The sequence below is a fragment of the Bradyrhizobium ottawaense genome, assembly GCF_900099825.1.
GTDB lineage: Bacteria > Pseudomonadota > Alphaproteobacteria > Rhizobiales > Xanthobacteraceae > Bradyrhizobium > Bradyrhizobium ottawaense_A.
On the sequence record NZ_LT629693.1, the window covers coordinates 5,421,545 to 5,446,927 of the forward strand.

The window sequence follows — 25,383 nt, forward strand, 5'->3', positions numbered from 1 at the left end:
CCCTGTGTGTCACAGAATGCGCCGGATCGAAGCGAAGCTTACGAGTTCTTCTCGCCCGACATGACAGGTCCGAACAGTTCCCAGCTCTCGCCCTTGAACTTCATCATCTGAAGCTGTTCGAGCGGGGCAAAGTCTGTCGGGCTGGTCTTGATCTTGGTGCCGGGCAGGTAGACGCCGAGTTCGAAGTTCAGGTTGGCCGCCTGCTTCATGACGTTCTCGCGCGTGAGGTCGTCGCCGCATTGCTTGAGCACCTGGACGATGCCTTGCGCTACGCCATAACCGAAGGTGGTCGCGGCGTCTTCCTGGTCGCCTTCCGGATACCACTTGGTCATGAAGGCGCGCCACTCGTTCATGGCCGGATCGTTCTTCCACTGCGGGTCCTTGGGATCCTTCAGGTAGGCCGCGCTCAGGATGTCCTGGCTGTTATCATAGCCGGCAGGCTTCATGACGCCGCCGACCGATGCGGATACGTTGGTCAGGAACTGCACCGGATGCCAGGCCAGTTCGCCGATTTTCTTGATCGCCTGCGCTGCGAATTTCGGCGTTGCGATGTTGATGAAGATGTCGGGATTGGCGCCCTTGATCTGCACCACCTGCGAATCCACCGTCGGCGAACTCGTCTCGTAGGAGCTTTCGACGACAATCAGCTTGTTGGCCAGTTCGCCGAGCCCTTCGCGCAGCCCGATCACATAGTCCTTGCCGAAGTCGTCGTTCTGATACAGCACGCCGATGGTCTTGCCGGGATAGTTCTGCAGAATGTATTTCGCGTAGATGCGGGCTTCGACCTGGTAGCTCGGCTGCCAGCCCATGGTCCACGGAAAATTCTTCGGATCGTTCCATTTCGCCGCACCGGTCGACACGAAGATCTGCGGCACTTTTTTCGCGTTCATGTACTTCTGAATCGCGGTGTTGCCGGGGGTGCCGAGCGGGTTGAAGATCAGCAGCACCTCGTCGCTTTCGACCAGCTTGCGCGCCTGCTCCACCATTTTCGGCGGGCTGTAGCCGTCATCATAGCTGATGAAGTTGATCTTGCGGCCGTTGATGCCGCCTTCGGCATTGATCTTGTTGAAAAACGCCGCTTCGGTCTTGCCGATCGTCGCATAGGCGGACGCGGGCCCCGAATAGGGCATGATGTTGCCGATCTTGATCTCGGTATCGGTAGCACCCGGGTCGTATTTCTTCTGGGCGTTGGCGGTGCTTGCGACTGCGACGGCGAGTAATCCCGCGAGCGCAAAAGATGTGACATGCTTCGAGACACGGTAGTCCATTCATCGTCCTCCCTGACGTGCTGGCCGAAGGCTCTTGCAGTCTTAATTATAGGGCAGCTTGGTGAGCCGTCGGATCAATGCAGGCGGCGAGTATGCACGATTGGAACCATGTTACTAGCGCAGCCTTTAGTCGTTAATTTCCGCTATGCGGAACAAACGGGCGTTCCGGCCCGGGCGAGCAAGTACTGTCAAACGAAGCGCGCGCCGAACGATCATGATGGCGCCGCTTCGAACGAGAGCTGTCGTCCATGAATCCAGCCCAGAAGGCGCTCTGGTACATCGAAAGCCATCTGGCCGCGCCGTTGACGCTTGACGAGATCGCCGGCGTCAGCGGCGTCTCGCGCTTCCATCTGGTGCGGGCGTTCGGCGCCGCGACCGGGCTTTCGGTGATGCGCTACGTGCGTGCCCGCCGCCTGAGCAAGGCGGCGCGCGCGCTTGTCGCCGGCGCGCCTGACATTCTCAGCCTGGCGCTGGATGCGGACTACAGCTCCCACGAAGCCTTCACCCGCGCGTTCCGCGAGCATTTCGGCGTCACGCCCGAAGCGGTCCGCGCCGCAACCTGCCTCGATCATCTCAGGCTACAGGAGCCCATCGTCATGAACTCGACCGCGCTCGATCATCTCAATGCCCCGCGCTTCGAAACCTCCAGGCCGTTGCTCGTCGCCGGCATCAGCGAACGCTGCACCCACGAGAACGGCGGCGCCGGCATTCCGAACCAGTGGCAGCAGTTTCACCACTCCGTCGATCACATCCCGGGGCGGATCGGCAAGGTGGCTTATGGCGTCTGCTGCAATGGCGACGACGCCGGAAATTTCGACTACATCGCCGGCGTCGAAGTCGCCGATTTCTCCGACCTGCCGCGCGAATTTTCCCGCGTGCGGATTCCCGAGCAGAAGTACGCGGTGTTCACCCACTCCGAACACATCTCCACCATCCGCCGTACCGTCAACACGATCTGGAATCACTGGCTGCCGGTGTCCGGCTTCAAGGCCGCCGACGCGCCGAACTTCGAGCGCTACGACGAGAAGTTCGATCCGGCGACCGGCAATGGCGGGCTGGAGATATGGATTCCGGTGCGAGAGTAGGGCGGCTCGGGATGGGTCGGCGACTTGTCCTGAAGCGAAATCCACCACCGTCGGGGCGAGTGCCCAACTGCGCCTTTCCTAGCAACGCTTGCTGACAATTTACGCAACGCAACATCCGTGTTCTTCGCGGCGTACGGATGAGGGGCCCCCGCCACGTCCAGCGCTGGCTGATGTAACAGCCTGTGCGAACTAGCCTTTTTTCAACGGGCTCATCCTCTGCGAGTCGATGTGACGGTCCGGGCCCCAACTGGCCCAAATTTCGCATTGCAGCATGCATCGTGAGGCCCGGAATCGACGAGCGATTCCGAGCGCCCTGCCAGGCAGAGCAGCAAATTGAACATGCCTCAGATCTCGTCGAACCATTCGGATTGGAGGGTGTCATGAACGTGCACGCCGCGATCGATCTCAAAATGCCCGGCCTTAGGCGCCCGAACGGCGATCCCCTCCGCCTGAACAACACGAATTTCGTGGCGATCGATCGCGACAAGGATGCGTCACACGAGGCGACGTATCGCCCGCAGGCACTCTACAACCGAGCGAACGAAGGCTTTCATGCCAACAACGAAACCTTCCTGCTTCACGAAGTTTCGACCAATCTGCCGATTTACCTCCCCGATACCGGCCCCACCGATTTCCATCTTCACCTGCCGCCGGGCGGTTACCAGCTCGTGCTGGTCACGTCGGGCACGTTCACCTTCGATTACGACGGCCGGTTTTACTACGTCGCCCCCGGTGCGGTGATGCTGCAGAGCGCGATTGTGCATCGCCAGCTGTTTTACACCTGGTCGGGACTATCCACGGAAGAGAACCTGAAAACGCCGCAGACCGTGGTGCCGGATCCGATGTCCATGGGCTATTCCGGCAAGTTTCTGGAAGCCTTCATTACCGATCCCACGACCTTTCCCAACCCGACGGTGGTGGGTCCGGATCAGATCAACGAAGCGGAAACGCCACGCGTGGCCTGGAGCCATCCGCTGCACGATCGCCCGGCCGATGCCGGCTTCTGGCTTCAGGATCCGCTGGAGCTGGACGCGCTCTACAAGCCGCTGGCGGCTGGCACACCGATCAAATCAGCCGGCCCTGTTTATGTGCGCGATATCGGTATAGAGGTTCCGAGCGGTCGTCTGACGACGGGGCACATCATTGCGACCGACCCGCGTGGTCAGTCACTCCTGCCGAAGAGCACTTCGGCAGCGGCGGACACCGCCTTTCTCGACAGGGGTGAGGTCGTCATCTATCGCGTCATTCGCGGCACGGCCGCATTTGCCAACAGCGCCGGGGAGAATTTCGAACTTGCGACCGGCGATACCGTGACGGCGGGCAAGAACACCATCAATCTCGTGGGCGTGGGCGAAAATACCCAGATCCTCCGGCTGGGCTTGCTGAAAGGCATGGAGAATCTGCGGAGTTGGACGCCGACGCAGCGTGACGAAATCGACGGCCTGGCTGGTCAAATCATTACGCGGAAGGACATTCGTCCGCTGCGTACCGAAGGCAAGCCGGTCGGATATTTGTACGAGTAGGCCGGCAAGTCGCATCTCACGCAGACGCGTAGGGCGGATTAGCGACAGCGTAATCCGCCATTGCATTTGAGACGGCGGATTACGCTGCGCTAATCCGCCCTACATCAATCCCTATTTCGGCGCACTCTCATTGACGGGGCTGGACGATCTTCATGTCTGCGGCGCCGCCGCCGGGCGAATCCAGCAACACATTGATGGCCATGGTGCTGACCCAGGCCAGCATGCCGGCAGCCGCCGCAAGGGCGATGCAAAGCACAGCCAGGTTTGAAAATCTGCGAAACATCTGAATCCTGCCGCGAGCAAAACTCCGACGGGCGAATTTGGTTCCTGGACAATTTGTCACCGGGCCGCGCCGTTGACAGTCTCACGATCCAACGCGGCAAAAATCTGATCGGGACAGCAGAAAAATGACGTCATCCGCAAGAGTTGAAGCGCATTGCCTGGACGCAGATGTGTGGTGGAGTTGATGGACCGGCCGGATCGCGAGGAACCGGACGTCGCGATGCTCACCTTCTACGAAAACCGGGCGGGCAAGAACCTCTCCGCCACCCGCAAGACGAAGATCGAGAAAGCCAAGGACGAACTCAGCTGTACAACAGGGCGTGATTATCCCGCTGCCAGAGCGGTTGCCCAACTGAAATCGTAGTGCGCACTGATCGCTTTCATCATGATCGTCGTCGTCAATACGAAGATGATTTGCAGCAGCGTGCGCGTCGTGAAAACCCGATTTAACAAAGCCATGTGATGCTCCCCTGGGCCGGTCATATACGGCACCGGAGGTGCGTTGTCAGCAGCCACAGATCTGTTCCAGCGGGGAACTTGAAACGAGCCCGATCTCGCATTCGAGGGCTTCGATGCAGATGCGTGCGGCGGGTTGCGCTCCCGCCAACCCGCCCAGCGCTCTGTTAAACGGAGTCTTTCACGACCTTCAGCGGAGATGCCTTGACCGACTTGCTGGCGGGCTTGGCCGCGAACTCCATAGGCTCTTTCGTGAAGGGATTGATCCCGCTGCGGGCCTCGGTAGCAGGCTTGTGCACGACCGACATTTTGACGAAGCCGGGAATAACGAACTCGCCTGCTTCATTCAATTCCTTGTAGCCGACGGTCGCCATCTGCTCCACGACGGACTTTACATCTCCCTTGGAGATCTGTGTTGCCTCTGCGATTGCATCGATCAATTGGTTCTTGGTCATCTTTGCCATAATAGGTTCCTTTGGAGAAAGCTTCCGCGCCGCGCCGGGCGTCTCGTGACGACGTCGCGACGTGCTGTCGTTCATGCCGGTGCTCGTAAACTCACCGGGCTTTAAACCCATCGAGGCTGAAAATGCAAGGCGCGGGCGGAGATCTGATCAGCGATAGTGTGATCCATCACTCATGGCCGACACAGCGGCGATGTACGCTATCGCTAGCGTATAGGGCGAACGGCGCTAATCGCAACCCGACGGGCAAATCACCCCAAGATGTGGGTCAACTCCTTCATATGAAAATTATCCTCTTTGTCGGTTGCTAGACTCAACCCTACAACTTCGGCCATCCCGTCCCGGCAGAGGGGCGTTGGCCATCGTCACGAACGTGGGGCGGGGAGCGGTGGACGCGGCAGCGTCGGCACGAGCGCAATTGCAGGGCGGGTTTCCCGTGAGCGATGAAGCGGCGTGCAGACGAACGGCGCCAAAGCCCGGTAGAGCCATTTGGCGAAGACGGGCGGCTGCGTACGGCAAAACCGTGTGGACCTGGCATCCGTTGCTGATGTCAAGCTGGCGGAGGCGATGTCGACCCGACCGGGTTTCGATCAGCCTTAATCCGTCAGCGACGGTGACAAAAACGAATTCGTCGCCGGGGTGAGCACGGCATAAGCCGTAAAGCCATTGCGCAGGGAATGTCGGATCGCCTCCGCTGAACCTGTATGCTCGTGTGCGCATCTTTCGCATCATTTGCACGCGAGACCGCGGGTGCAGCGTGCATCCGGCATTCCCTGCGCCCTCTGATTCACATGGGGCGAAAGCAATCGCAAAACTCCGGGTGCATCGCGCCGCGGGATTACTTTCCGCTGTCATCGTCCGCCTTGTGCGCAATTGCGCACTGGGGCGGACGATCCAGTATTCCAGCGACGCCGACGATGAGCCGATAAGCCTCGGCGTACTGGATACCCCGCATGCGCGGGGTATGACGGCGGTGGTTGGAGGGAATACCTGTTGCGCATGCCGTCGGGTTGGCAACCCCTGATGACTTTGCCATAACTGGAACAACGAAATGTTGCGCGTGCGGGGTCGATCTGGAATCCGCCTGCAGCCAAAGCAAGCCGGGAGGATTTCATGGCCAATATCCGCGTTCTCGCCACCGATCTGGAATTTCCCGAAGGGCCGGTGGTGATGCCCGACGGCTCGGTGGTGCTGGTCGAAATCCGTGGGCGTCGGCTGACGCGGATCTGGCCGGACGGGCGCAAGCAAGTGGTCGCGGAAATCCCCGGCGGCCCCAACGGTGCGGCGCTTGGTCCCGACGGCAAGATGTATGTCTGCAACAACGGCGGTTTTAGCTGGATTCCAACGCGGAATACCTTCATGCCGGGTCCGCCGTCGGCAGCCGAATATATCGGCGGTTCGATCCAGCGCGTCGATCTAGGGAGCGGCAAGGTCGAGACCGTGATGGATAAAGTCGGCGAACATCCGCTGAAGGGGCCGAACGACCTGGTGTTCGACAAACACGGCGGGCTCTGGTTCACCGACCTCGGCAAGCGCCGCGCCCGCGACATGGATGTCGGCGCGTTCTACTACATCAAGCCCGGCATGCAGGAGGTCGTCGAAGGCGCGTTCGGCATGATGCCCGCCAACGGCATCGGCCTGTCGCCGGACGAGAACATCGTCTATGTGGCGGAGACGCCGACCGCGCGGCTGTGGGCGTTCGATCTGTCCGCGCCCGGCGAGGTCAAGCCGCGTGATCCGATCTATCGCGGCGAACGCGGCAAGCCGATCGCCGGTCTCGGCGGCTACCAGATGTTCGACTCGCTGGCGGTGGAAGCCTCCGGCAATGTCTGCGTCGCGACGCTGATCTCGGGTTGCATTTCCGTGATCGCGCCCGACGGGAAAATCGTCGAGCAGGTCGAGACCGGCGACCGCATGACCACCAATATCGCTTTCGGCGGCCCCGATCTGAAGACGGCCTACATCACGCTGTCAGGCAAGGGTGAGCTGATTGCGATGGACTGGGCACGGCCCGGTCTGGCGCTGAATTTTTTGAACAAGAAGTGAAGTCATTCCGGGGCGATGCGGAGCATCGAACCCGGAAGTTCGAGATTCCGGGTCTGGTGCTTACGCACCATCCCGGAATGACCACCTCACGATCGGAGTTTTGAATGCCCTTCCTTGAACCTGTCACCCTACGCGGCGCGCATGCGCGGCTCGAACCGCTGTCGCCAGACCAATGCGACGGGCTCACCGAAGCCGTCAGCGACGGCGATCTGTGGAAGCTCTGGTACACCGCCGTTCCCACGCCCGAAGGCATGCGCAAGGAAATCGATCGCCGGCTCGGCTTGCTCGCCGCGGGCGCGATGCTGCCGTTCACGGTCTTTGACGCCGAGGGCAAGATCGCGGGCATGACGACCTACATGAACGTCGATGCGGCCAACCGCCGCGTCGAGATCGGCTCGACCTGGTATGCCAAGCGTGTGCAGCGCAGCGCGGTCAACACGCAGTGCAAATTGCTGCTGCTGACCCACGCGTTCGAGAAGATGAATTGCATCGCGGTCGAGTTCCGCACGCACTTCTTCAATCACCAGAGCCGCCGCGGCATCGAGCGGCTCGGCGCCAAGCAGGACGGCATTTTGCGCAGCCATCAGATCGCGCCGAACGGCACGTTGCGCGATACCGTGGTTTACAGCATCATTGCCGCCGAATGGCCCACCGTGAAGGCCCATCTCACCTATCAACTCAACGACAAGCCGCGGTAACGTCAGCCGCGCCAGAAAAGACAAAATGGAAACGTTCGATTACGTGATCATCGGCGCCGGCTCCGCGGGCAGCGTGCTCGCCAACCGGCTCAGCGAGGATTCCTCGACCCGCGTCTGCGTGCTCGAAGCGGGGCCGACCGACTGGCATCCCTACATTCATCTGCCGGCCGGCTTCATCAAGACGTTCCACATGAAGAGCATCAACTGGGCCTATCAGCAGGAGGTCGGCCCGTGGACAGGCGGCCGCAGCATCTATGCGCCGCGTGGCAAGACGCTGGGCGGTTCGTCCTCGATCAACGGCCATATCTACAACCGCGGCCAGCGGCAGGATTTCGACACCTGGGCGCAGCTCGGCAATCGCGGCTGGGGCTATCCGGATATCTTGCCCTACTTCAAGCGGCTGGAACGACGGATCGGTGAAGGCGACGAAACGTTTCGTGGGCGCGACGGCAATCTGACCGTCACGACCATGGATTGGCAGGATCCGCTGTGCGAAGCGTTCATGGAGGGGGCCGTCAGTCTCGGCATACCCAAAAATCCCGACTACAACGGCGCGATCCAGGAGGGCGTGTCGTACTGCCAGCGCACGATCGAGAACGGCCTGCGCATGAGTGCAGCGAAGGCGTTCCTGCATCCGGCGGTGAAGCGGGGGAACGTCGATGTGCGGACGCACGCGCATGTCACCAACATCATCTTCGAAGGCAAGCGCGCCGTCGGCGTGCGCTACCTCAAAGGCGGTAAGGGCGGTACGCCGGTCGAGGTGCGCGCCAGCAAGGAAGTCATCCTGTCCGGCGGCACCTACAATTCGCCGCAGGTGCTGCAACTGTCCGGCGTCGGCTCGCCGGAATTGCTGGGTTCGCTCGGCATCGAGGTGCGTCACGCGCTGCCGGGCGTCGGCGAAGGCCTGCAGGACCACTACGCGCCGCGCACCGTCGCGCGCGTCAAGAACATCCGGACCATCAATGAAATGCGCCGCGGCCTCAGCCTCTGGGTCGAGGCGCTGAAATGGGCGACCACGCGGCGCGGCCTGCTCTCGCTGTCGCCGACCATGGTCTATTGCTTCTGGCATTCCGGCGAGACCACCGAGAGCTCCGATCTTCAGCTCACCTTTACGCCGGCGAGCTACAAGGAGGGCGTGCAGGGCCAGCTCGAGGACGAGCCCGGCATGACCATAGCGTCCTGGCAGCAGCGCCCCGAAAGCCGCGGTTATGTCCGACTGCGTTCGGCCGATCCGTTTGCGCCGCCGATCATCCAGACCAATTATCTGGTCGAGGAGCTTGACCGCCGCGTCGTCGTCGCCGGCATGAAGCTGGCGCGCCGGCTGATGGCCTCCGCGCCGCTGTCGCAATATTACGCCTACGAGGACTTCCCGGGGCCGAAGGTGCAGAGCGACGATGAATTCCTCGCCGCCGCCACCGAGCGCGGCACCACCACGTTCCATCCCGGCTGCACCTGCCGCATGGGGCCGGCGGATGCCAAATGGGCCGTGGTCGACGATCAGTTGCGCGTGCACGGCCTGCAGGGCCTGCGCGTGGTCGACGCCTCGATCATGCCGCGGATGATCTCGGCCAATCTCAACGCCTCGACCTTGATGATCGCCGACAAGGCCTCCGACATGATCCGCGGCAAGGCGTCGCCGGAGGCCGTGAGGTTGCCGCAACACGCCTGAGGAATCCCATGGCCGAGGAAGCGTTTGACCAGGACGCTTGGCTGAACCGGATCGGATACCGGGGATCGCGCGAACCGACGCTGATGACGCTGCGCGGCCTGGTTGCGGCACATGCTGCGGCGATTTCCTACGAGAGCATCGATGTGCTGCTCGACCGGCCGCCGAAGCTCGATCTGGATTCGCTGCAGCGGAAGATGATCGCAAGCCGCCGTGGCGGTTATTGCTTCGAGCAAAATATGCTGTTTCGCGGCGGCCTGCGCGCGCTCGGCTTCGACGTCACGAGCCTGCAGGCCCGCGTCGTGCGTGGACTCGCAATCGACGCCCCGCGGCCGATGCTGCACATGGTGCTTCAGGTCAATCTGCCCGACGGTGCGTTTCTTGCCGATGTCGGGTTTGGCAATCTGGCGCCAACGGCGCCGCTGCGATTGTCCGCGGATGTCGAACAGGAAACGCCGCATGAGGTCATGCGGTTCATCCGGATGGGGGAAGAACTGACCCTGCAATCGCGGCTGGGTGAGCAATGGCAGCATATTTATCGCGTCGTGCTGTTGCCGCGCGTCGACGCCGAGTACGAGATCTGTAACTGGTTTACGGCAAGCCACCCGGACAGCCCATACCGCCGCAATCTGATCGCCGCGCGTCCCGGGTCCAACCGGACCAGGATCACGCTCTTCAATGCCAGGCTGAATGTCCGCCATGCCAATGGCGAGGTCGAGCGCCGGATGCTCACCGGAATGGCCGAGTATCGTGAGGTGCTCGAAGCGACGTTCGGGCTGACCTTGTCTGACGACGATCTGGCCTTGGCGCTGGACACCGTTGCGCGCAAGAGCGCGCCGGGCGCGCCGCATCCGTTCTTTGCCTAGGCTTCCGGACGGTACAGCGTGTCGATGGTGACGACGCCGATCGCGCGCGAGACGCAGGGACAGATCTTGCGGTTGCCCTGCTTCTGGGCATCGCTGAAGAACACGTCGCGATGATCGATCTCGCCGTCGACGGCCACGACATCGACGGCGCAGACGCCGCATTCGCCACGCTGGCAGTCCGACATCACCTCGAAGCCGGCGCCGTTCAGCGCGTCGAGCATCGAACTGGTTTGCGAAACCACCAGCTCGGTGTCGGAATCCTTCAGGCGCACGCGGAATTCCGACGTCGGCATGAGGCCGCTCGAACCAAAAGTCTCGTAGCGCAGGTCGGCCGGTGCGCGGCCGGCGGCGTTCCAGGCGCGGCGCGCGGCCTCCAGCATCCGCATCGGTCCGCACATCACGGCGATGGCGTCATCGGGCAGGGCGCGCAACGTGGCATCGAGATCGATCCGTTCGCCCCGATCGGCGGCATGCACGGTCAGGCGGTCGCCGAGCAGCGCGGACAATTCGTCGAGGAACGCGGCGTCGCCGCGCGATTTCACGGCGTAGTGCAGGCGCAGGTCAACGTTCCGGCGGTGCAAGGCGGCCGCGATCCCCGTGATCGGCGTGATGCCGATGCCGCCCGCGATCAGGCAATAGTTTTTCCGGCTCCAGTCGATCTCGATCAGCGACGCCGGCGTCGAGATTTCGATCCGCGCGCGGGGCTGCAAATTCCACATGCCGCGCGAGCCGCCGCGGCTGTCCGGCGCCAGCCGCACCGCGATGCGATAGGTGCCGGGATCGCTGTTGCCCACCAAGGAATAGGATCGCCGTGCCGGCTGTCCGTCGATCAGCACGGCGACACCGATGTGACTGCCGGGCGGGCAGGGCGGCACCTGGCCATAGTCGGGACGCAGGCGGAATTCGCGAATCGTCGGCGTCACGTCGCGGATATCATTCACGGTGCACCAGCTCCATTGCTCGGCAAAGCGCATGGCGGGTCCCTAGTCGGCGGGCGATTTGAGCAGAGCGAGCGCGGGCAAGAGGTCGAGATGCGCGCGGTTGCGCAGCGCCAGCCGCAGATTGCGGGCGGCGAGGCGGGAGTGTTCGCGCATGACGGCTTCGGCGCGCGCGCCCTCACGGTTCTCGATGGCGTCGACCACGATGCGGTGATGATCCTGCGCGATCAGCAGGATCTGATGCGCCTCGGGGAGCGCCGACTGCGCCATCACGAAGCCGCTCGGGGAAGCGAACGGCAGCGCCGAGACGCGGTCGATCTCGCGGATCAGCGGCGCGCTGGCGGACAGTTCGTTGAGGATGGCGTGAAAGCGCGCGTTCATGGTCACATAGGCCGAAAAGGCTTCGACTGAAATCGGATCCTGCCGGACCAGTTGATCGATGTCGGCGAGGCATTCCTTCAGCGGCTCGAGGCTGCGGGCGCTGACGCCGCGCTCGGCGGCAAAACGGGCGGCCAGCCCCTCCAGCGTGCCGCGCAGCTCGATCGAATCGAGAATGTCGCGCTCGGTGAACGCCTTCACCATGAAGCCGCCGGACGGGATCGCCTGCAGCAGGCCTTCATCCTCGAGCCGGACCAGCGCCAGCCGCACCGGCGTTCGCGACACGCCGGTGATGTCGACGGCCTGCAGTTCGGAAATGCGTTCGCCCGGCCGCAACTGGCCGGACAGGATCATGTCGCGCAGCGCGAGCTGTGCCCGCACGGTCTGCGAGACGGAGCGTTCGGCATCGCGTTCGCTCATGGCTTACTCCGCGGCTTGCGCGTGTTGCGGGGAGGTCTCGCGCGCCACCATCTTGTCGATCACGCGCCGCGCCCACATCGCGCCGGCGTCGATGTTGAGATTGTAGAAGGTGCGGTCCGGATTGGCGTCCATCGCGCGCTGCTGCGCTTCGAGGATGATTTCATCCTCCTTGAAGATGCCGGAAACGCCTTCGCGGATCTCGGTGGTGAGCTTCTGCTCGGTGATGCGGTGGTTGCGCACCAAGGCCCAGAAATAGTGACAGGTGGTTTCGGTCTCCGGCGTCATGGTGTTGAGCACGAAGCCGTTGACGCCCTGCGAGCGGTCGCCGTCCGGCGCGCCGGACCCGGCCGGCGCCACGCCGACGTCGATGTTGACGGTGCCGGGCGCCTGGAAATGGATGATCTGCCAGCGGTCGACCGGACCGGGCTTCTGCAATTGCGCGGCCCAGAACGGCGGCGCTTCGATGCCGCGCATCCAGCGCGTGACCGTGACCGTCTGGTCGCCGTGGGTAACGTCGAACGGCGCCTCGGCGACGTGGTCGTTGCCGATGCTGGATCCGTGCACGAAGGTCTCGTGGGTAAGGTCCATCAGATTGTCGACCACGAGGCGATAGTCGCACTTCACATGGATGGTCTTGCCGTCGCCGGCCCAGGCCGGGTCGTCGTTCCAGTGCATGTCCGGCACCAGCGAAGGGTCCGCGAGCGCCGGATCGCCCATCCACAGCCAGACGAAACGATGGCGTTCGACCACCGGATAGGCGCGCACGCAGGCCGACGGGTTGATGGTCTCCTGCGAGGGCATGTAGGTACAGCGGCCCTGCGCGTTGTATTTCAGGCCGTGATAGCCGCAGACCACGGTGTCGCCGTCGAGCCGACCCTTCGACAGCGGCACCAGACGATGCCAGCAGGCATCTTCCAGCGCGCTGACCTGTCCGTTGGACTGGCGGTACATCACGACATGCTTGCCGCAGATCGTGCGGGGAAACAGCGCGTGCTTGAGATCGACGTCCCAGGCGGCGGCATACCAGGCATTGAGCGGAAAAGAGGTGGACATGGCTGCAGTCCCGTTGGTTGGGTCCATTATGTATACATAAAACTCGAAAGTAAGCAAAATGTTATCAACATACGGTAAAATATAACCGGTAGAGTATACATATTAGTGAGATGGTGCGTGCGGATTGCTAGCCGCCGATCGGGAACCTCACAAATGAAGGCCATCGACATAAGATAAGTATTCTTATAATTTGAATACTTAGTTTCTCGAGGGTGCCATGCCCGAGCCTGACGCTGGACCGACCAAAATGTCTCCGGTGCTACCCTCTCACCGGGTGCCGGCCCATCTGGCCCGCCGCTTTCATCAAATCTGTCTTGGCGTCACCGCGGAGATTCTCGCGGGCGAGGATTTGACGCCGCCGCTTTGGGGAGTCATCGCCGCCGTTGTGGAGGAGTCGGGAGGCGGCCAGCGACAGATTGCGAACCGCATAGGGGTCGATGAGGTCACCTTCGGCCAGATGATCGAGTTTCTGGAGGGCAAGGGCCTCGTCGAACGAAAGATCGATCCCGACGACCGGCGCGCGCGCAAGCTCTATGTGACGCAGGCGGGAGCAGACTTGCGCCGCCGCTTGCGGCCCGCCTTGCTTGCCGCGCAGGAGCGGTTATTGGCACCGCTTTCGAAAGCCGAGCGTGTCGCTCTTCTGGACATGCTGGTCCGCGTGATCGAGGCGAATGATTCCTACGCCCGCCCTGGCAACGGTCGACGAAAACCACAGCGCAAATCCAAAACCACGAATGGAGGGCAGCCATGACGATGTTCTGGCGGTTGCCGACCACCTCAACTTGCTCGGCCGATTCTTTGGAATCGGAAAAGGCCGGGGGTGCCGTCGCGCGACGATTGTCCTTGCTGGCTGCGCTCGCCATTTGCGCTGCAATCACGGCCTGGCCAATTGCCGCCCGGGCCGAGTGGCCGGAACGCCCGGCCAAACTGATTGTGACGTTTCCGCCCGGGAGCGCCAACGATGCGGCGGCTCGGATATTTGCCGATGCGCTCGGCAAGAGGTGGGGCAAGCCGGTCGTGGTTGAGAACAAGACCGGCGCCGAAGGCACCATAGGGGTGGGGTCTTTCGTCTCGAACCAGGATGATCACACGCTCCTGTACACTGTCGCAGGATCGATCACCGTGGCACCGTTGCTGATCGACAACCTGTCGTACGATGTCGATCGAGATCTGGTGCCGATCGCGGCCACCACCTCGATCGTGTTGACGCTTGCAGTCAACAACGAATTGTCGATCCAGAGCATCCCCGAACTGATCGCCGTATTGCGCTCCAGCCCGGGCAAGTATGCCTGGGCATCCGGGCCGACCTTGCCGCGATATGTCTTTGCCGCGTTTCTGAAGCGAAATGATTTGCAGATGAATTTCGTCAGCTATCGCGACGCGTCGCAACCCCAGGCCGATCTTGGCGAAGGTCGGATACAGGTCCTGTTGACCTCCTTGACCGCATCCTCCTCCCCGGTACAGACGGGAAAGGCGCGTTTTCTTGCGGTGGTTAATCCGAGCCGCGCTGCCGCATTACCCGATATCAAGACCGCTCGCGAACTCGGTCACCCCGAGCTTGAAATCGATGGACTGGGCGGAATTTTCGTGGGCCGAGCCATGTCGGAAGCGCTGCGGAACCGAATTGCCGCGGACGTCGCCGCGATCTGCCGGGACCCCGACGTCAGCCGAAAATTGGAGGCGGCTGGACACAACGTGCTGAGCGGCACAACCGAGGAGCTGAGGGCGGGGATCGAAAAGCAACGCGCATGGCTGGGTGAAGTAACCAAAATAATCGATATCCGAAACGCGCATTAGCGCAGAGCGATAGGCCGCCCCCATGTCGTCACCCACATCGGCTCTCAAGCTTTTCGATCTGATGCAGTCGCATCGCGTGACGGTCGTGATCTACGTCGCGGCCAAGCTCGGGATCGCCGAGTTGCTGCGGGACGGGCCGCAGGCGCCATGCGAGCTCGCAAAAGCGACAGGCGCGGACGAACGAGCGCTGGGGCGCCTGCTCACCGCACTTTCGACCATCGGCATATGTTCGCGGGTCGGCGAAGATCGATATGCACTGACGGAAATGGGCAGCCATCTCGATGGTGCGGCGGATCAGTCCTTCAAGGGTTGGATGATCTTTGAAGCCGAAATGCTTGCCAAATCCTGGAGCGGAATGCTCGAGTCGATCATGACCGGCAAGACGGCCGCGCAACTTTTGAACCTTAGCAGCAGTTTTGAGCTGATGGCCCGCACGCCGGCGAACATCGCCATATTCAACACGGCAATGGCGGATCTGACACGTCTTGTGACACCGGACATCCTTCGGGCATACGACTTCAGCCGCATATCTCACTTGATGGACGTCGGAGGAGGCTCAGGCGAACTGCTCGGCGCCGTCGCAACGCAATACCCGCGTCTGCGCGGTACCGTTTTCGATCTTGCCAGATGCGCCGAGAGCGCCAGCAATCATCTCCAGCACGTCGGGGTTGGCGACCGCGTTGAATTTGTCGCGGGTGATTTCTTTGAAACGATTCCGGCTGTCGCCGACACGATCATCCTCAAGAGCGTGATTCACGATTGGGACGACGCGCGCAGCGCCTCAATACTTCGGAATTGCCACAAGGCGCTCCCGCAAAGCGGGACATTGCTGTTGGTCGAACGAATAATGCCGGAATCGCCGACCGTGTCAGACAACGACAAGGCTCATGCGCTGAGCGACCTGAATATGCTTCGCGGTCCCGGAGGTCTTGAGCGCACCAGCCAGGAATATCACCATCTGCTCGCCGCAAGCGGTTTCGGCGTGACCTCGATTTACCCGGCCGGCCGCTACAGCGTGATCGAGGCTCGGGTTGGCTGATGGCGATCTGGCGACCAGCCAACCGACGAGGAATGCCGGAGCCTCAAGACACGGATGTCAGGCGCCGTACACGAAGGCCTTGTCCTTCAGGTCGATGTTCGGAAATTCGTCCTTTTCCGCCCAGTAGTCCTGGTTGTGCTGCCATTCCGGCTTGTCGCCGCGCTTGGGCATCAGGTGCATGCCGCGCATCATGTAGCCGGGGTTGAAGTTCTCCGGATCAATCCACGGCAGCAGCGGCATGTTGTGGTCTTCGGGCCGAAGTTCCGCGGTCACCTTCCTGGTGCCGGTTTGCTTCATATGCTCCAGCATCCGGCAGACGAAATCGGCGACCAGGTCGACGCGTAGCGTCCAGCTGGCGCGGAAATAACCGAACACCCAGACCAGGTTCGGCACGCCGGTGAACATCATGCCGCGATAGGTCACGGTATCGGCGAAGTCGAGCTTCTTGCCGTCAACCGCGAAGTCGATGTCGCCATTGGCCGACAGGTTGAAGCCGGTCGCGGTGATGATGATGTCGGCTTCCAGCTCCTTGCCGGATTTCAGCAAAATGCCCTTCTCGGTAAAGCGGTCGATCTCGTCGGTGACGACGGAGGCCTTGCCGGACTTGATGCCCTGGAACAGGTCGCCGTCGGGAATGAAGGCGATGCGCTGCCGCCACGGCCGGTACCTCGGCGTGAAGTGGGTGGCGATGTCGTAGTCCTTGCCGAGATAGGCCTCGACCGCCGACAGCAGGTCCTTCTTGGCGGCTTCCGGTTCCTCGAACGTCTTGCGGGTGAAGGCGTCCTGATCGAACAGGATTTTCCGACGCGTGATTTCGTGGATCCACGTCTCGTCCACCTGCAACTGGCGCAGCGTTTCGGCGATTTCGATCGCGTTGCGCCCGGTGCGGAAATAGGTCGGCGAGCGCTGCAGCATGGTGATGTGCGCGGTGTCCTTGGCCATCGCCGGGATCAGCGTCGCCGCGGTGGCGCCGGAGCCGATCACGACCACGCGCTTGTTCTTGTAGTCGAGGTCTTCAGGCCATTTCTGCGGATGGACGATCGGGCCCTTGAACCTGGCCATGTCCTTCCACTCCGGCGTATAGCCCTCGGTGTGGCGGTAGTAGCCCTGGCACATCCAGAAGAAATTGGTGGTGAAGCGAAGCTGCTCGCCAGTGTCCCCGCGCACCGCATCGATGGTCCAGAGGTTTTCCGCGCTCGACCATGTCGCCGCGGTGATGGTGTGCTGGTAGCGGATATGGCGGCCGAGATCGTTTTCCGCGATCACTTCGCCCATGTACTTCAAGATCTCGGCGGCGCTGGCGATCGGCGCGCTGGTCCACGGCTTGAAGCTGTAGCCGAACGTATGCAGGTCGCTATCGGAGCGGATCCCGGGATAGCGGTGGGTGCTCCAGGTGCCGCCGAACGTCTTCTGGGTTTCCAGCGCGACAAAGGTCGTTCCCGGACATTGCTTGGCGAGGTGATAAGCCGCACCGACGCCCGAGATGCCGGCGCCCGCGATCAGGACGTCGAAATGCTCGGTGGCGCCGGGCGAGGTTTTGTCGATCTGGGTTTGAACGTTCATCTTCCCTGTTCTTCTTGTCTGTCGCGTTTAAAACGAAACGCCAGAACCTACGTTCTGGCGCCGTTGGGCCGCAATTACACTTCGCGGCGGCTGAGGAAGGCCAGCCGCTCGAACAGATGCACGTCCTGTTCGTTCTTGAGCAGCGCGCCGTGCAGCGGCGGGATCAGCTTGCGCGGGTCGCGCTCCCGGAGCATTTCCGGAGTGATGTCCTCGTTCAAGAGCAGCTTCAGCCAGTCGAGCAGTTCCGAGGTCGAGGGCTTCTTCTTCAGGCCCGGCACTTCGCGCACCTCGAAGAAGATGCGCAGCGCCTCTTCCACCAGGCGCTTCTTGATGCCGGGGAAGTGGACGTCGACGATTTTGTTCATGGTGTCGGCATCGGGGAACTTGATGTAGTGGAAGAAACAGCGGCGCAGGAACGCGTCCGGCAATTCCTTCTCGTTGTTCGAGGTGATCATCACGATCGGACGCAGGCTTGCCTTGATGTTCTCGCCGGTCTCGTAGACGAAGAACTCCATGCGATCGAGTTCGAGCAGGAGGTCGTTGGGGAATTCGATGTCGGCCTTGTCGATTTCGTCGATCAGCAGCACCGGGCGCTTTTCGTGGGTGAAGGCTTCCCACAATTTGCCGCGCTTGATGTAGTTGGAGATGTCCGACACCCTGGCGTCGCCGAGCTGGCTGTCGCGCAGGCGCGAGACCGCGTCATATTCGTAGAGGCCCTGCTGCGCCTTGGTGGTCGACTTGATGTGCCAGGTCAGAAGCGGCGCGCCGAGCGCCTTCGCGACTTCCTCCGCCAGCACGGTCTTGCCGGTGCCGGGCTCGCCCTTGATCAGGAGCGGGCGCTCGAGCACGATGGAAGCGTTGACGGCGACCTTGAGGTCGTCGGTGGCGACGTAGTTCTTGGTGCCGGTAAATTTCATCTATCTGGTTGCCTTGTTGTTCGTTCTTGAGCCGCTTTGGCCTGAACAGTAAGCGACCGCCGGTCCGGCGGTCGCGATGGAGTAAATGAGGTTCGTCAGGCGCGTCTGATGAACGACAGGATGACCAGGATGATCACCGCGCCGATGGTTGCGTTGACGATATCGCGAACGGCGCTGCCGCCGAGGCTGACGCCAAGTTGCGGCAACAGCCAGCTCGCGACCAGCGCGCCGATGATGCCGATCACGATGTTGCCGATCAGTCCGAAACCGGCGCCGCGAACGATCAGCCCGGCCAGCCAGCCCGCGATCGCGCCGATAACGAGTGCCGCAATGATGCCCATTGATATTTCCCCTGCCGGAAAAAGCCTTTTATGGCTCAATTGTAGTTGAAAAACCCTCCCGGTCTAGGCCTGTCTGGTATGCACGGGGCCTTGACGTCGGCGGTCCGGCGGGCAATCTGTCATCCATGTTCCTGCAATTCTTCACATCGCTGCGCGACGCTCAGGTCCCGGTCACATTACGGGAATACCTGACGCTGATGGAGGCGCTCGACGCCGATCTCGCCGATCAGACGGTCGAGAACTTCTATTACCTGTCCCGCGCCGCTCTGGTGAAGGACGAACGCAACCTCGACAAGTTCGACCGCGTCTTCGGGTCCGTGTTCAAGGGGCTGGAAAGTCTGCTGGACGCGATGGAGAAGGCGGACATTCCCGCCGAATGGCTGAAGAAGCTCGCGGAGAAATACCTCACCGAGGAAGAGAAGAAGCACATCGAGGCGATGGGCTGGGACAAGCTCATGGAGACGCTTCGCAAGCGGCTTGAGGAACAGAAGGGCCGCCACCAGGGCGGCAGCAAGTGGATCGGCACCGCCGGCACCTCGCCGTTCGGCGCCCAGGGCTATAATCCCGAAGGCGTGCGGATCGGGCAGGAAAAGAACCGTAACAACCGCGCCGTGAAGGTGTGGGACAAGCGCGAGTTCAAGGATCTCGACGGCAATGTCGAGCTCGGCATCCGCAACATCAAGATAGCGCTGCGGCGCCTGCGCAAATTCGCGCGCACCGGCGCCCCGGACGAACTCGATCTCGACAATACGATCAAGGAGACCGCCAACCACGGCTATCTCGACGTGGTCATGCGCCCCGAGCGGCGCAACGCGGTCAAGCTTTTGGTGTTCTTCGATATCGGCGGCTCGATGGATTCGCATATCGAGCAGGTCGAGGAACTGTTCTCGGCGGCGAAGACCGAGTTCAAGCACATGGAGTATTTCTACTTCCACAATTGCCTGTATGAGGGCGTGTGGAAGCAGAACAAGCGCCGCTTCACCGACCGCACGCCGACCTGGGACGTGCTGCACAAATATCCGCACGACTACAAGGTGGTGTTCGTCGGCGACGCCTCGATGAGCCCCTATGAGATCATGGTGCCCGGCGGCTCGGTCGAACACGTCAATGAAGAAGCGGGCTCGGTCTGGCTCGATCGCGTGATCCGCACCTATCCGCACTCGGTGTGGCTCAATCCGGTCGCGCAGAAGCACTGGGACTACTCGGAATCCACCACCATCATCCGCCGGCTGTTTTCGGCGCGCATGTTCCCGATCACGATCGAGGGTCTCGAAGCCGCGATGAAGGAACTGGTGCGGTAGAACTTCTCGCTGTCATTCCGGACGATCCGAAGGATCGATCCGGAATCCAGAGGTTATTTCACTCGATCGAGATTCTCCGATGTGCGATAGCACATCGTAGTTCGATGCTGACGCATCGCTCCGGAATGACGGGTCCAAAACGAAAGGCGCAATCAATGCCCCAGACCATTCACCGCGGCATCAAATCCCTGATCGACGAGGCCAATGCCGAGATCGAGACGGTCAGCGCCGCCGACGCCATCAAGGCCGCGCAGAGCGCCGACGTCGTGATCGTCGACATCCGCGATCCCCGCGAGATCGAGCGTGACGGCAAGATCCCCGGCGCGTTCTCCTGCACCCGCGGCATGCTCGAATTCTGGATCGACCCGGCGAGCCCCTACGCCAAGCCGATCTTCCAGGAAGACAAGAAATTCATCTTCCACTGCGCCGGTGGCATGCGCTCGGCGCTCGCGGCCAAGACCGCCAAGGACATGGGCCTGAAGCCGGTCGCGCATATGGGCGGCGGCTTCGCTGCCTGGCGCGACGCCGGCGGTCCGATCGAGAAGTGGGAACCGAAGAAACCGAAGGGCTAGCAGTGTAGCCTGAATAATCACCGTCGTGCCCGGGTTTGTCCCGGGCATCCACGTCTTAGCAGTATCGATGCAAGCAAGACGTGGATGGCCGGGACATAGGCGAGCGGAAGCGACGCCGTCCTTTGGACGGCTATGCCCGGCCATGACGAATTGAAAGGATACATCCATGACCGCCACCGACGATCCGCTTGTCTCCACCGACTGGCTCGCCGCGCGCATCGACGATCCCGGTGTCAAGGTGATCGATGCGTCGTTCAAGCTGCCCGGCGTGCTGCCGCTGCCGGTCGACGACTATCTCGCCGCGCATATTCCAGGTGCGGTGTTTTTCGACGTCGATGCGATCTCGGATCACAATAATCCGCGGCCGCATATGTTTCCCGACGCGGCGCAGTTCGCGCGCGACATTGCCGCCCTCGGCGTTTCCACCGGTGACACCGTGGTCGCCTACGATTCCGGCGGCTGGGTTGCCGCACCGCGGGTGTGGTGGATGTTCCTGTCGTTCGGCTATCCCAACGTGAGGGTGCTGGATGGCGGCTTGAAGAAATGGACCAGGGAAGGCCGCCCGACCCATTCCGGCAGGGTTACGCCGAAGCCGGGAAAGTTCACGGCCAAGTTCGATCCCAGCTACATCCGCAGCCAGGCGCAGGTGCTTGCCAACGTCGGCACGCGCGCCGAGCAGCTGGTCGACGCGCGCCCGCGCGGACGTTTCGAAGGCACCGCCCCGGAGCCGCGGCCGGACTCCCGCTCCGGCCACATCCCTGGCAGCCGCAACGTGCCCTACGCCGAATTGTTTGACGCCGGCACCGGCGCGATGAAGCCGCTCGACGAATTGCGCAAGGCGTTCGCAGGCGCCGGCGTCGACATGACCAAGCCGATCGTCACCACCTGCGGCTCCGGCGTCTCGGCGCTGGTACTGACGCTCGCGCTTTATCGCCTCGGCGTGCGCGGCAGCGCGCTCTATGACGGCTCCTGGTCCGAATGGGGATTGCCCGACGGACCGCCGATCGCGACCGGTCCGGCGTGATCCGCTAGAGCCCGGTTCTGATTGAATCAGAACCGGGCTCTACTCTTTTGTTTTGACGCGTTTTCTACCGCAGATAAGTCTACGCAATCTGCGCAAGCTTGATTGCTATGCGAACCGGCGGCCACCCACGGATCAAGTCCGAGGGCATGCTTCGCTCGAAAACGCTATGGCCGCTACTGCGTGGTGCGCGCGACGGCGGTTTGCGCGAACGGGTTGGCCTGCAGCTGAGCGGCGACGGCCGCTGCCTGCCGCGCCGCCAGCCTGGCGCGCCTTGCTGCGATGCGTCGCCGCTCCCGGGCGCGCTGCGCGTTCCGCTTCCTGACCGCGCTGCGGTCCGGCCTGGCATCGGTCGTCTTCGCTGCGGTCTTTTCATCAATGATGACGGCGGGCCCGCCCAGCGTGGCGATTTTCGTGGCGGCGATGTTACCCTCCAGCGCGGGCCTGTCGGTTGCCGGCGCCGCCATGGTCGTTGAAGGCTCTGGCGTGTCCGCAATCGCGGCGACCTTCACATCCTCATTGGCAATGGGGGCTGCGGCCTCCGCCGGTGTGACCGGCGTTGCCGCCGTTGTGTCCACAGCGCCAATTTCCGGCGTCGCCGCTGCGGCCGGCATCGGTTCTTCCGGCTTCAATGCGGCCAGTTTCTCCGGCTCGGCCGGCATGGCATCCGGCGCTTGCTCGGCCGCCGTCACGGCTTTGGACGCCACGGGTTCGGAAGTCACGGCCGCCGGAGCATTTTCCGATGGCTTGTTGTCCAAAGCCGGCGGATCGAAGCGCAGCAGGGCCAGTGTCGGCATCGGCGCGTCGTTCTTGCGGGTGAATACCGGTTCCGCGGGCGCCCGTCGGGATGGCAGGCTGGCAAATTCCTCATGCGCGGAACGTAACAGGGCCGCGGCGCCAAGCCCAAAGATCAGGATCGACATCGACAGGACGATGGCGGCAAACAGAAAGCGAAAACCGGGGAGCATGGACGCGAGTTTCCGGCCTTGCCAGGAGGCTGCAGGGCTGTTGACGCCAAAGGGAACGCGGTGACCACTGAGAGGGCCCGGCTACGCCGCTGCGAATCAGGCCGATTCGAGAATATCTCAACGCCTCGAACCTGTTTGTTATAAAATCGGCGTCGGGCTGCGTCCGCTGGCCGCTGAACGGCGATTTTCGGAACGCTGAGGCATCTTTGCCGCAGCTTCACGGGCAATCACAAAATGTCCGATCTGGGCCGAATTTCGCTGTTTTGTCTTGAATGCGCCGCTATCTTCGGCCATCTGCCGTTAACGGTCCGGTGTGGCTTGGGGTCTATACAAAAGCGATGATGATTAACCGCATTCTGACGATTTGTGCTGCCGTTGCCGCCGGCGCGGCAGGAACCTCACTAGCCCAGGCGCAGCAGTCCTACCCGACCCCTCCGGGCGCCGTGTACTCGGCGGCTCCAGGACCCTATGTGCCCGGTGGCTACGCGGTCGATGAACGCCGTGGCCCCGGCGCGCCCGACTTTGACGCCCTTGAAGATGACGAGGCGCCGAACGCGCAGAGTTCCACCGCGCTGCCGCCGCCCGGTCCGGTGCTGTCGCCGAACGATCCGCGCTATGGCCGTCCCGCCGGAGCGCCGGTTTACTCGGACCGCGGCCCCCCGATGCCCACCGGCCCTGTGATGTCCCCCGATGATCCCCGTTATGGCCGCCCGGCCGGCCCGCCGCCGGTGATCTATGGCGATCGCGCTCCGGGTTCGCCGCAGCCGGTCTATTCCGATCGCGGCGACAATCGCGTTCCCGGTACCGGCATCGTCTATCCGAACGACGACCGCGCCGGCTTGCGGCCGCCTGAAGCCGTCGGCGGCGCACCCGCAGCCGCCGTGACCGGATCGGTCCAGCAACAGCAGCCCCCGATCGGAGCCGACGGCCGGCCGGTGCAACTGTCGGCGTTGCCGCCGGAAGAGCAGCCGGAAGCTGCTCCCGCGCAGTTGCCGCCGAACCTGCGCCGCCAGGAAGTTGCGTTCCCGACCAAGGAGCCCGCCGGCACCATCGTCGTCGATACGCCCAATACCTACCTCTATTACGTGCTGGGCGGTGGACGTGCGATCCGCTACGGCGTTCGCGTCGGCCGCGATGGTTTCACCTGGACCGGCGTGCAGAAGATCAGCCGCAAGGCCGAGTGGCCGGATTGGCATCCGCCGACCGAGATGATCGAGCGCCAGCCCTATCTGCCGCGCTTCATGGCCGGCGGCCCCGGCAATCCGCTCGGTGCGCGCGCGATGTATCTCGGTTCGACCGTCTACCGCATCCACGGCACCAATCAGCCCTCGACGATCGGCAAGTTCGTCTCGTCCGGCTGCATCGGCATGCTGAACGAGGACGTGTCCGATCTGTTCGAGCGGACCAAGGTCGGTACCCGCGTGGTGGTCATGCCCGGTGGGCCGCCGCCCGGCACCGCGACCGCTTCGGCCGCGCCTGCTCCCGGTGGACCTGTCGCAGCTGGTCCCGCGCCGTCGCAGGCCCAACTGGCGCCCGTTCCCGGCATGCAGCCGACCGTCGTGCCGCCGCTGCCCGCGCCGGTCACGGTTCGCTAGACCGGACATTCTGGTTTTCGACGAGACGTTCGCCCTCCCGCTCATGCGGGAGGGCGATTTCGTTCATAGCGTTTTCAAGCGAAGTGGACGCCGGTTCGTGTAAAGAAAACGCGTCAAATAAAATAACCCTATGCCAATCGGCGCGGCGTTTCACCCTTGAACCAGGCGTCGACGCCCTCGACCATCTGCGTGTAGTGATTTCGAAAACTGTCCTCGGTGACGTAGCCGAGATGCGGCGTCAGCACGAGATTGTCGACCTTGCGGAACGGATGATCGACCGGCAGCGGCTCGACCGAGAACACGTCGATCCCGGCGCCGGCGATCTTCTTCTGGGTCAGCGCCTCCAGCAGCGCGCCTTCATCGACGATCGGCCCGCGCGCGGTGTTGACGAGATAGGCGGTCGGCTTCATGCGCGCGAGGTCGGCCGCTCCGACCAGCCCGCGCGAGCGCTGGCTCAGCACCACGTGGATGGTGATGATGTCGGCGGTTGCGAACAATTCCTCCTTGGTGGCGTAACCGACGCCGGCTTCCTTGCACTTCTCCGGCGTCAGGTTCGGGCTCCAGGCGATCACGTTCATGCCGAACGCCTGGGCGAGCTTCGACACCTTGGTGCCGAGCTTGCCGAGGCCGATGACGCCGAGCGTCCGGCCCTCGATCTCCATGCCGACGAATTTCTGCAGCGGTTCGCCGGCATGCATGCGCGCGTTCTCGCGGCCGATATTGCGGGTCAGTTCCAGGATCAGGCCCATGGTCAGGGGCGCGGTCGGATCGCGCGCCCATTGCGTGCCGCACAGCACCACGTTGTGCTCCTTGGCGGCTTCCATATCGATCGCGGCGTTGCGCATGCCCGAGGTGATCATGAGCTTCAGGTTGGGCAAAGCCGCAAACAGGGCGCGGGGAAACGGCGTGCGTTCGCGCATCGCGCAGATGATCTCGAAATCCTTCAAGGCGCTGGCAGCGGCCTCGGTCGTCGCGAAGGGCTGGTTGAAGACGGTGACGTCGACGCGGTCGGCGACCTCAGACCAGTCCGCGACCGTCTGGGACACATTGAGATAGTCGTCGAGAATTGCACAGCGCAGCCGCGTCATGGGAGGTCCGTTCATGGCAAGGATGACGGCGGGAATGGCCG

At 62.6% G+C, this 25,383-nt stretch carries 26 protein-coding genes; 14 read left to right on the plus strand and 12 right to left on the minus strand.

Translation table 11 applies throughout. The annotated features are described in order from the left end of the window. Positions 1-38: 38 nt before the first annotated feature. Positions 39-1,268 (minus strand): ABC transporter substrate-binding protein, encoded by a 1,230-nt coding sequence (locus tag BLR13_RS25250; RefSeq protein WP_074818270.1) that lies wholly within the window; start codon positions 1,266-1,268, stop codon positions 39-41. A 248-nt stretch (positions 1,269-1,516) separates the two neighbouring features. On the opposite strand from BLR13_RS25250, the gene BLR13_RS25255 reads away from it, so the two are divergent. Both BLR13_RS25255 and BLR13_RS25260 read left to right on the plus strand, forming a co-directional pair. Further along, positions 1,517-2,353, plus strand: coding sequence for an AraC family transcriptional regulator (locus BLR13_RS25255; RefSeq protein ID WP_074818268.1), 837 nt, complete (start codon positions 1,517-1,519; stop codon positions 2,351-2,353). A gap of 380 nt (positions 2,354-2,733) precedes the next feature. Then, positions 2,734-3,876 carry a hypothetical protein gene (locus BLR13_RS25260; RefSeq protein WP_074818266.1) on the plus strand — a complete coding sequence of 381 codons (1,143 nt, stop codon included), beginning with the start codon at positions 2,734-2,736 and terminating at the stop codon, positions 3,874-3,876. A gap of 127 nt (positions 3,877-4,003) precedes the next feature. Here the strand turns inward: BLR13_RS25260 and BLR13_RS40375 are convergent, their stop codons facing one another. Next, positions 4,004-4,159, minus strand: coding sequence for a hypothetical protein (locus BLR13_RS40375; protein ID WP_154070780.1), 156 nt, complete (start codon positions 4,157-4,159; stop codon positions 4,004-4,006). A 183-nt stretch (positions 4,160-4,342) separates the two neighbouring features. Between BLR13_RS40375 and BLR13_RS25265 the strand changes: the two genes are divergently transcribed. Continuing rightward, positions 4,343-4,522 (plus strand): DUF3175 domain-containing protein, encoded by a 180-nt coding sequence (locus BLR13_RS25265; RefSeq protein WP_074818264.1) that lies wholly within the window; start codon positions 4,343-4,345, stop codon positions 4,520-4,522. A gap of 259 nt (positions 4,523-4,781) precedes the next feature. On the opposite strand, the gene BLR13_RS25270 is transcribed toward BLR13_RS25265, so the two are convergent. Then, positions 4,782-5,078, minus strand: coding sequence for an HU family DNA-binding protein (locus BLR13_RS25270; RefSeq protein WP_074818262.1), 297 nt, complete (start codon positions 5,076-5,078; stop codon positions 4,782-4,784). Positions 5,079-6,188: 1,110 nt separating this feature from the next. Between BLR13_RS25270 and BLR13_RS25275 the strand changes: the two genes are divergently transcribed. The 4 genes from BLR13_RS25275 (at position 6,189) to BLR13_RS25290 (ending at position 10,351) form a co-directional block, all read left to right on the plus strand. Then, on the plus strand, positions 6,189-7,121 hold the full coding sequence (locus BLR13_RS25275) for an SMP-30/gluconolactonase/LRE family protein (protein WP_074818260.1): 933 nt from the start codon (positions 6,189-6,191) through the stop codon (positions 7,119-7,121). Positions 7,122-7,225: 104 nt separating this feature from the next. Beyond that, the gene (locus BLR13_RS25280) at positions 7,226-7,819 is read left to right on the plus strand and encodes a GNAT family N-acetyltransferase (RefSeq protein WP_074818257.1); all 594 of its coding nucleotides are present in this window, start codon (positions 7,226-7,228) and stop codon (positions 7,817-7,819) included. 25 nt (positions 7,820-7,844) lie between these two features. Further along, on the plus strand, positions 7,845-9,488 hold the full coding sequence (locus BLR13_RS25285) for a GMC family oxidoreductase (RefSeq protein ID WP_074818254.1): 1,644 nt from the start codon (positions 7,845-7,847) through the stop codon (positions 9,486-9,488). Positions 9,489-9,496: 8 nt separating this feature from the next. Beyond that, positions 9,497-10,351, plus strand: coding sequence for an arylamine N-acetyltransferase family protein (locus tag BLR13_RS25290; protein ID WP_074818252.1), 855 nt, complete (start codon positions 9,497-9,499; stop codon positions 10,349-10,351). Here BLR13_RS25290 and BLR13_RS25295 read toward each other — a convergent pair. Genes BLR13_RS25295 through BLR13_RS25305 form a run of 3 tightly spaced genes read right to left on the minus strand, consistent with a single transcriptional unit; the run spans position 10,348 to position 13,140 of the window. After that, positions 10,348-11,325 (minus strand): PDR/VanB family oxidoreductase, encoded by a 978-nt coding sequence (locus BLR13_RS25295; RefSeq protein WP_074818250.1) that lies wholly within the window; start codon positions 11,323-11,325, stop codon positions 10,348-10,350. The two genes, BLR13_RS25290 and BLR13_RS25295, sit on opposite strands and share 4 nt — an antisense overlap. Before the next feature lie 9 nt (positions 11,326-11,334). Continuing rightward, the gene (locus tag BLR13_RS25300; RefSeq protein WP_074818248.1) at positions 11,335-12,087 is read right to left on the minus strand and encodes a GntR family transcriptional regulator; all 753 of its coding nucleotides are present in this window, start codon (positions 12,085-12,087) and stop codon (positions 11,335-11,337) included. A 3-nt stretch (positions 12,088-12,090) separates the two neighbouring features. Then, the gene (locus tag BLR13_RS25305) at positions 12,091-13,140 is read right to left on the minus strand and encodes an aromatic ring-hydroxylating oxygenase subunit alpha (protein ID WP_074818247.1); all 1,050 of its coding nucleotides are present in this window, start codon (positions 13,138-13,140) and stop codon (positions 12,091-12,093) included. A gap of 217 nt (positions 13,141-13,357) precedes the next feature. On the opposite strand from BLR13_RS25305, the gene BLR13_RS25310 reads away from it, so the two are divergent. From BLR13_RS25310 to BLR13_RS25320, 3 genes are read left to right on the plus strand one after another with little or no spacing between them, the layout of a single operon-like run. Next, positions 13,358-13,891 (plus strand): MarR family winged helix-turn-helix transcriptional regulator, encoded by a 534-nt coding sequence (locus tag BLR13_RS25310; RefSeq protein WP_079585956.1) that lies wholly within the window; start codon positions 13,358-13,360, stop codon positions 13,889-13,891. Beyond that, positions 13,888-14,937 (plus strand): Bug family tripartite tricarboxylate transporter substrate binding protein, encoded by a 1,050-nt coding sequence (locus tag BLR13_RS25315; protein ID WP_244524937.1) that lies wholly within the window; start codon positions 13,888-13,890, stop codon positions 14,935-14,937. Before BLR13_RS25310 ends, BLR13_RS25315 begins: the two co-directional genes overlap by 4 nt. A 22-nt stretch (positions 14,938-14,959) precedes the next feature. Then, positions 14,960-15,976 carry a methyltransferase gene (locus BLR13_RS25320; protein ID WP_074818243.1) on the plus strand — a complete coding sequence of 339 codons (1,017 nt, stop codon included), beginning with the start codon at positions 14,960-14,962 and terminating at the stop codon, positions 15,974-15,976. 57 nt (positions 15,977-16,033) lie between these two features. On the opposite strand, the gene BLR13_RS25325 is transcribed toward BLR13_RS25320, so the two are convergent. The 3 genes from BLR13_RS25325 to BLR13_RS25335 all read right to left on the minus strand — a co-directional run bounded on the left by BLR13_RS25325 (position 16,034) and on the right by BLR13_RS25335 (position 18,797). Then, the gene (locus tag BLR13_RS25325; protein ID WP_074818241.1) at positions 16,034-17,539 is read right to left on the minus strand and encodes a flavin-containing monooxygenase; all 1,506 of its coding nucleotides are present in this window, start codon (positions 17,537-17,539) and stop codon (positions 16,034-16,036) included. 74 nt (positions 17,540-17,613) lie between these two features. Next, positions 17,614-18,456: an AAA family ATPase gene (locus BLR13_RS25330; protein ID WP_074818239.1), complete on the minus strand. Its 843-nt coding sequence runs from the start codon at positions 18,454-18,456 to the stop codon at positions 17,614-17,616. Between the two features lie 95 nt (positions 18,457-18,551). After that, positions 18,552-18,797, minus strand: coding sequence for a GlsB/YeaQ/YmgE family stress response membrane protein (locus tag BLR13_RS25335; RefSeq protein ID WP_074818238.1), 246 nt, complete (start codon positions 18,795-18,797; stop codon positions 18,552-18,554). 125 nt (positions 18,798-18,922) lie between these two features. On the opposite strand from BLR13_RS25335, the gene BLR13_RS25340 reads away from it, so the two are divergent. The 3 genes from BLR13_RS25340 to sseA all read left to right on the plus strand — a co-directional run bounded on the left by BLR13_RS25340 (position 18,923) and on the right by sseA (position 21,694). Next, the gene (locus BLR13_RS25340) at positions 18,923-20,098 is read left to right on the plus strand and encodes a vWA domain-containing protein (protein WP_074818236.1); all 1,176 of its coding nucleotides are present in this window, start codon (positions 18,923-18,925) and stop codon (positions 20,096-20,098) included. A gap of 155 nt (positions 20,099-20,253) precedes the next feature. Next, entirely contained in the window at positions 20,254-20,670 is a 417-nt protein-coding gene (locus tag BLR13_RS25345; protein ID WP_074818234.1) for a rhodanese-like domain-containing protein, read from the plus strand. A 166-nt stretch (positions 20,671-20,836) separates the two neighbouring features. Next, positions 20,837-21,694 (plus strand): 3-mercaptopyruvate sulfurtransferase, encoded by an 858-nt coding sequence (sseA, locus tag BLR13_RS25350; protein WP_074818232.1) that lies wholly within the window; start codon positions 20,837-20,839, stop codon positions 21,692-21,694. 173 nt (positions 21,695-21,867) lie between these two features. On the opposite strand, the gene BLR13_RS25355 is transcribed toward sseA, so the two are convergent. Further along, the gene (locus BLR13_RS25355) at positions 21,868-22,659 is read right to left on the minus strand and encodes a hypothetical protein (protein ID WP_074818230.1); all 792 of its coding nucleotides are present in this window, start codon (positions 22,657-22,659) and stop codon (positions 21,868-21,870) included. A 138-nt stretch (positions 22,660-22,797) separates the two neighbouring features. After that, positions 22,798-22,953, minus strand: coding sequence for a hypothetical protein (locus BLR13_RS40380; RefSeq protein ID WP_157793718.1), 156 nt, complete (start codon positions 22,951-22,953; stop codon positions 22,798-22,800). Positions 22,954-22,997: 44 nt separating this feature from the next. Between BLR13_RS40380 and BLR13_RS25360 the strand changes: the two genes are divergently transcribed. Further along, on the plus strand, positions 22,998-24,254 hold the full coding sequence (locus tag BLR13_RS25360; protein ID WP_074818228.1) for a L,D-transpeptidase family protein: 1,257 nt from the start codon (positions 22,998-23,000) through the stop codon (positions 24,252-24,254). Between the two features lie 128 nt (positions 24,255-24,382). Here BLR13_RS25360 and BLR13_RS25365 read toward each other — a convergent pair whose 3' ends face one another. Then, positions 24,383-25,342, minus strand: a complete 960-nt coding sequence (locus BLR13_RS25365; protein WP_074818226.1) for a D-2-hydroxyacid dehydrogenase family protein — start codon at positions 25,340-25,342, stop codon at positions 24,383-24,385. Between the last annotated feature and the right edge of the window lie 41 nt (positions 25,343-25,383).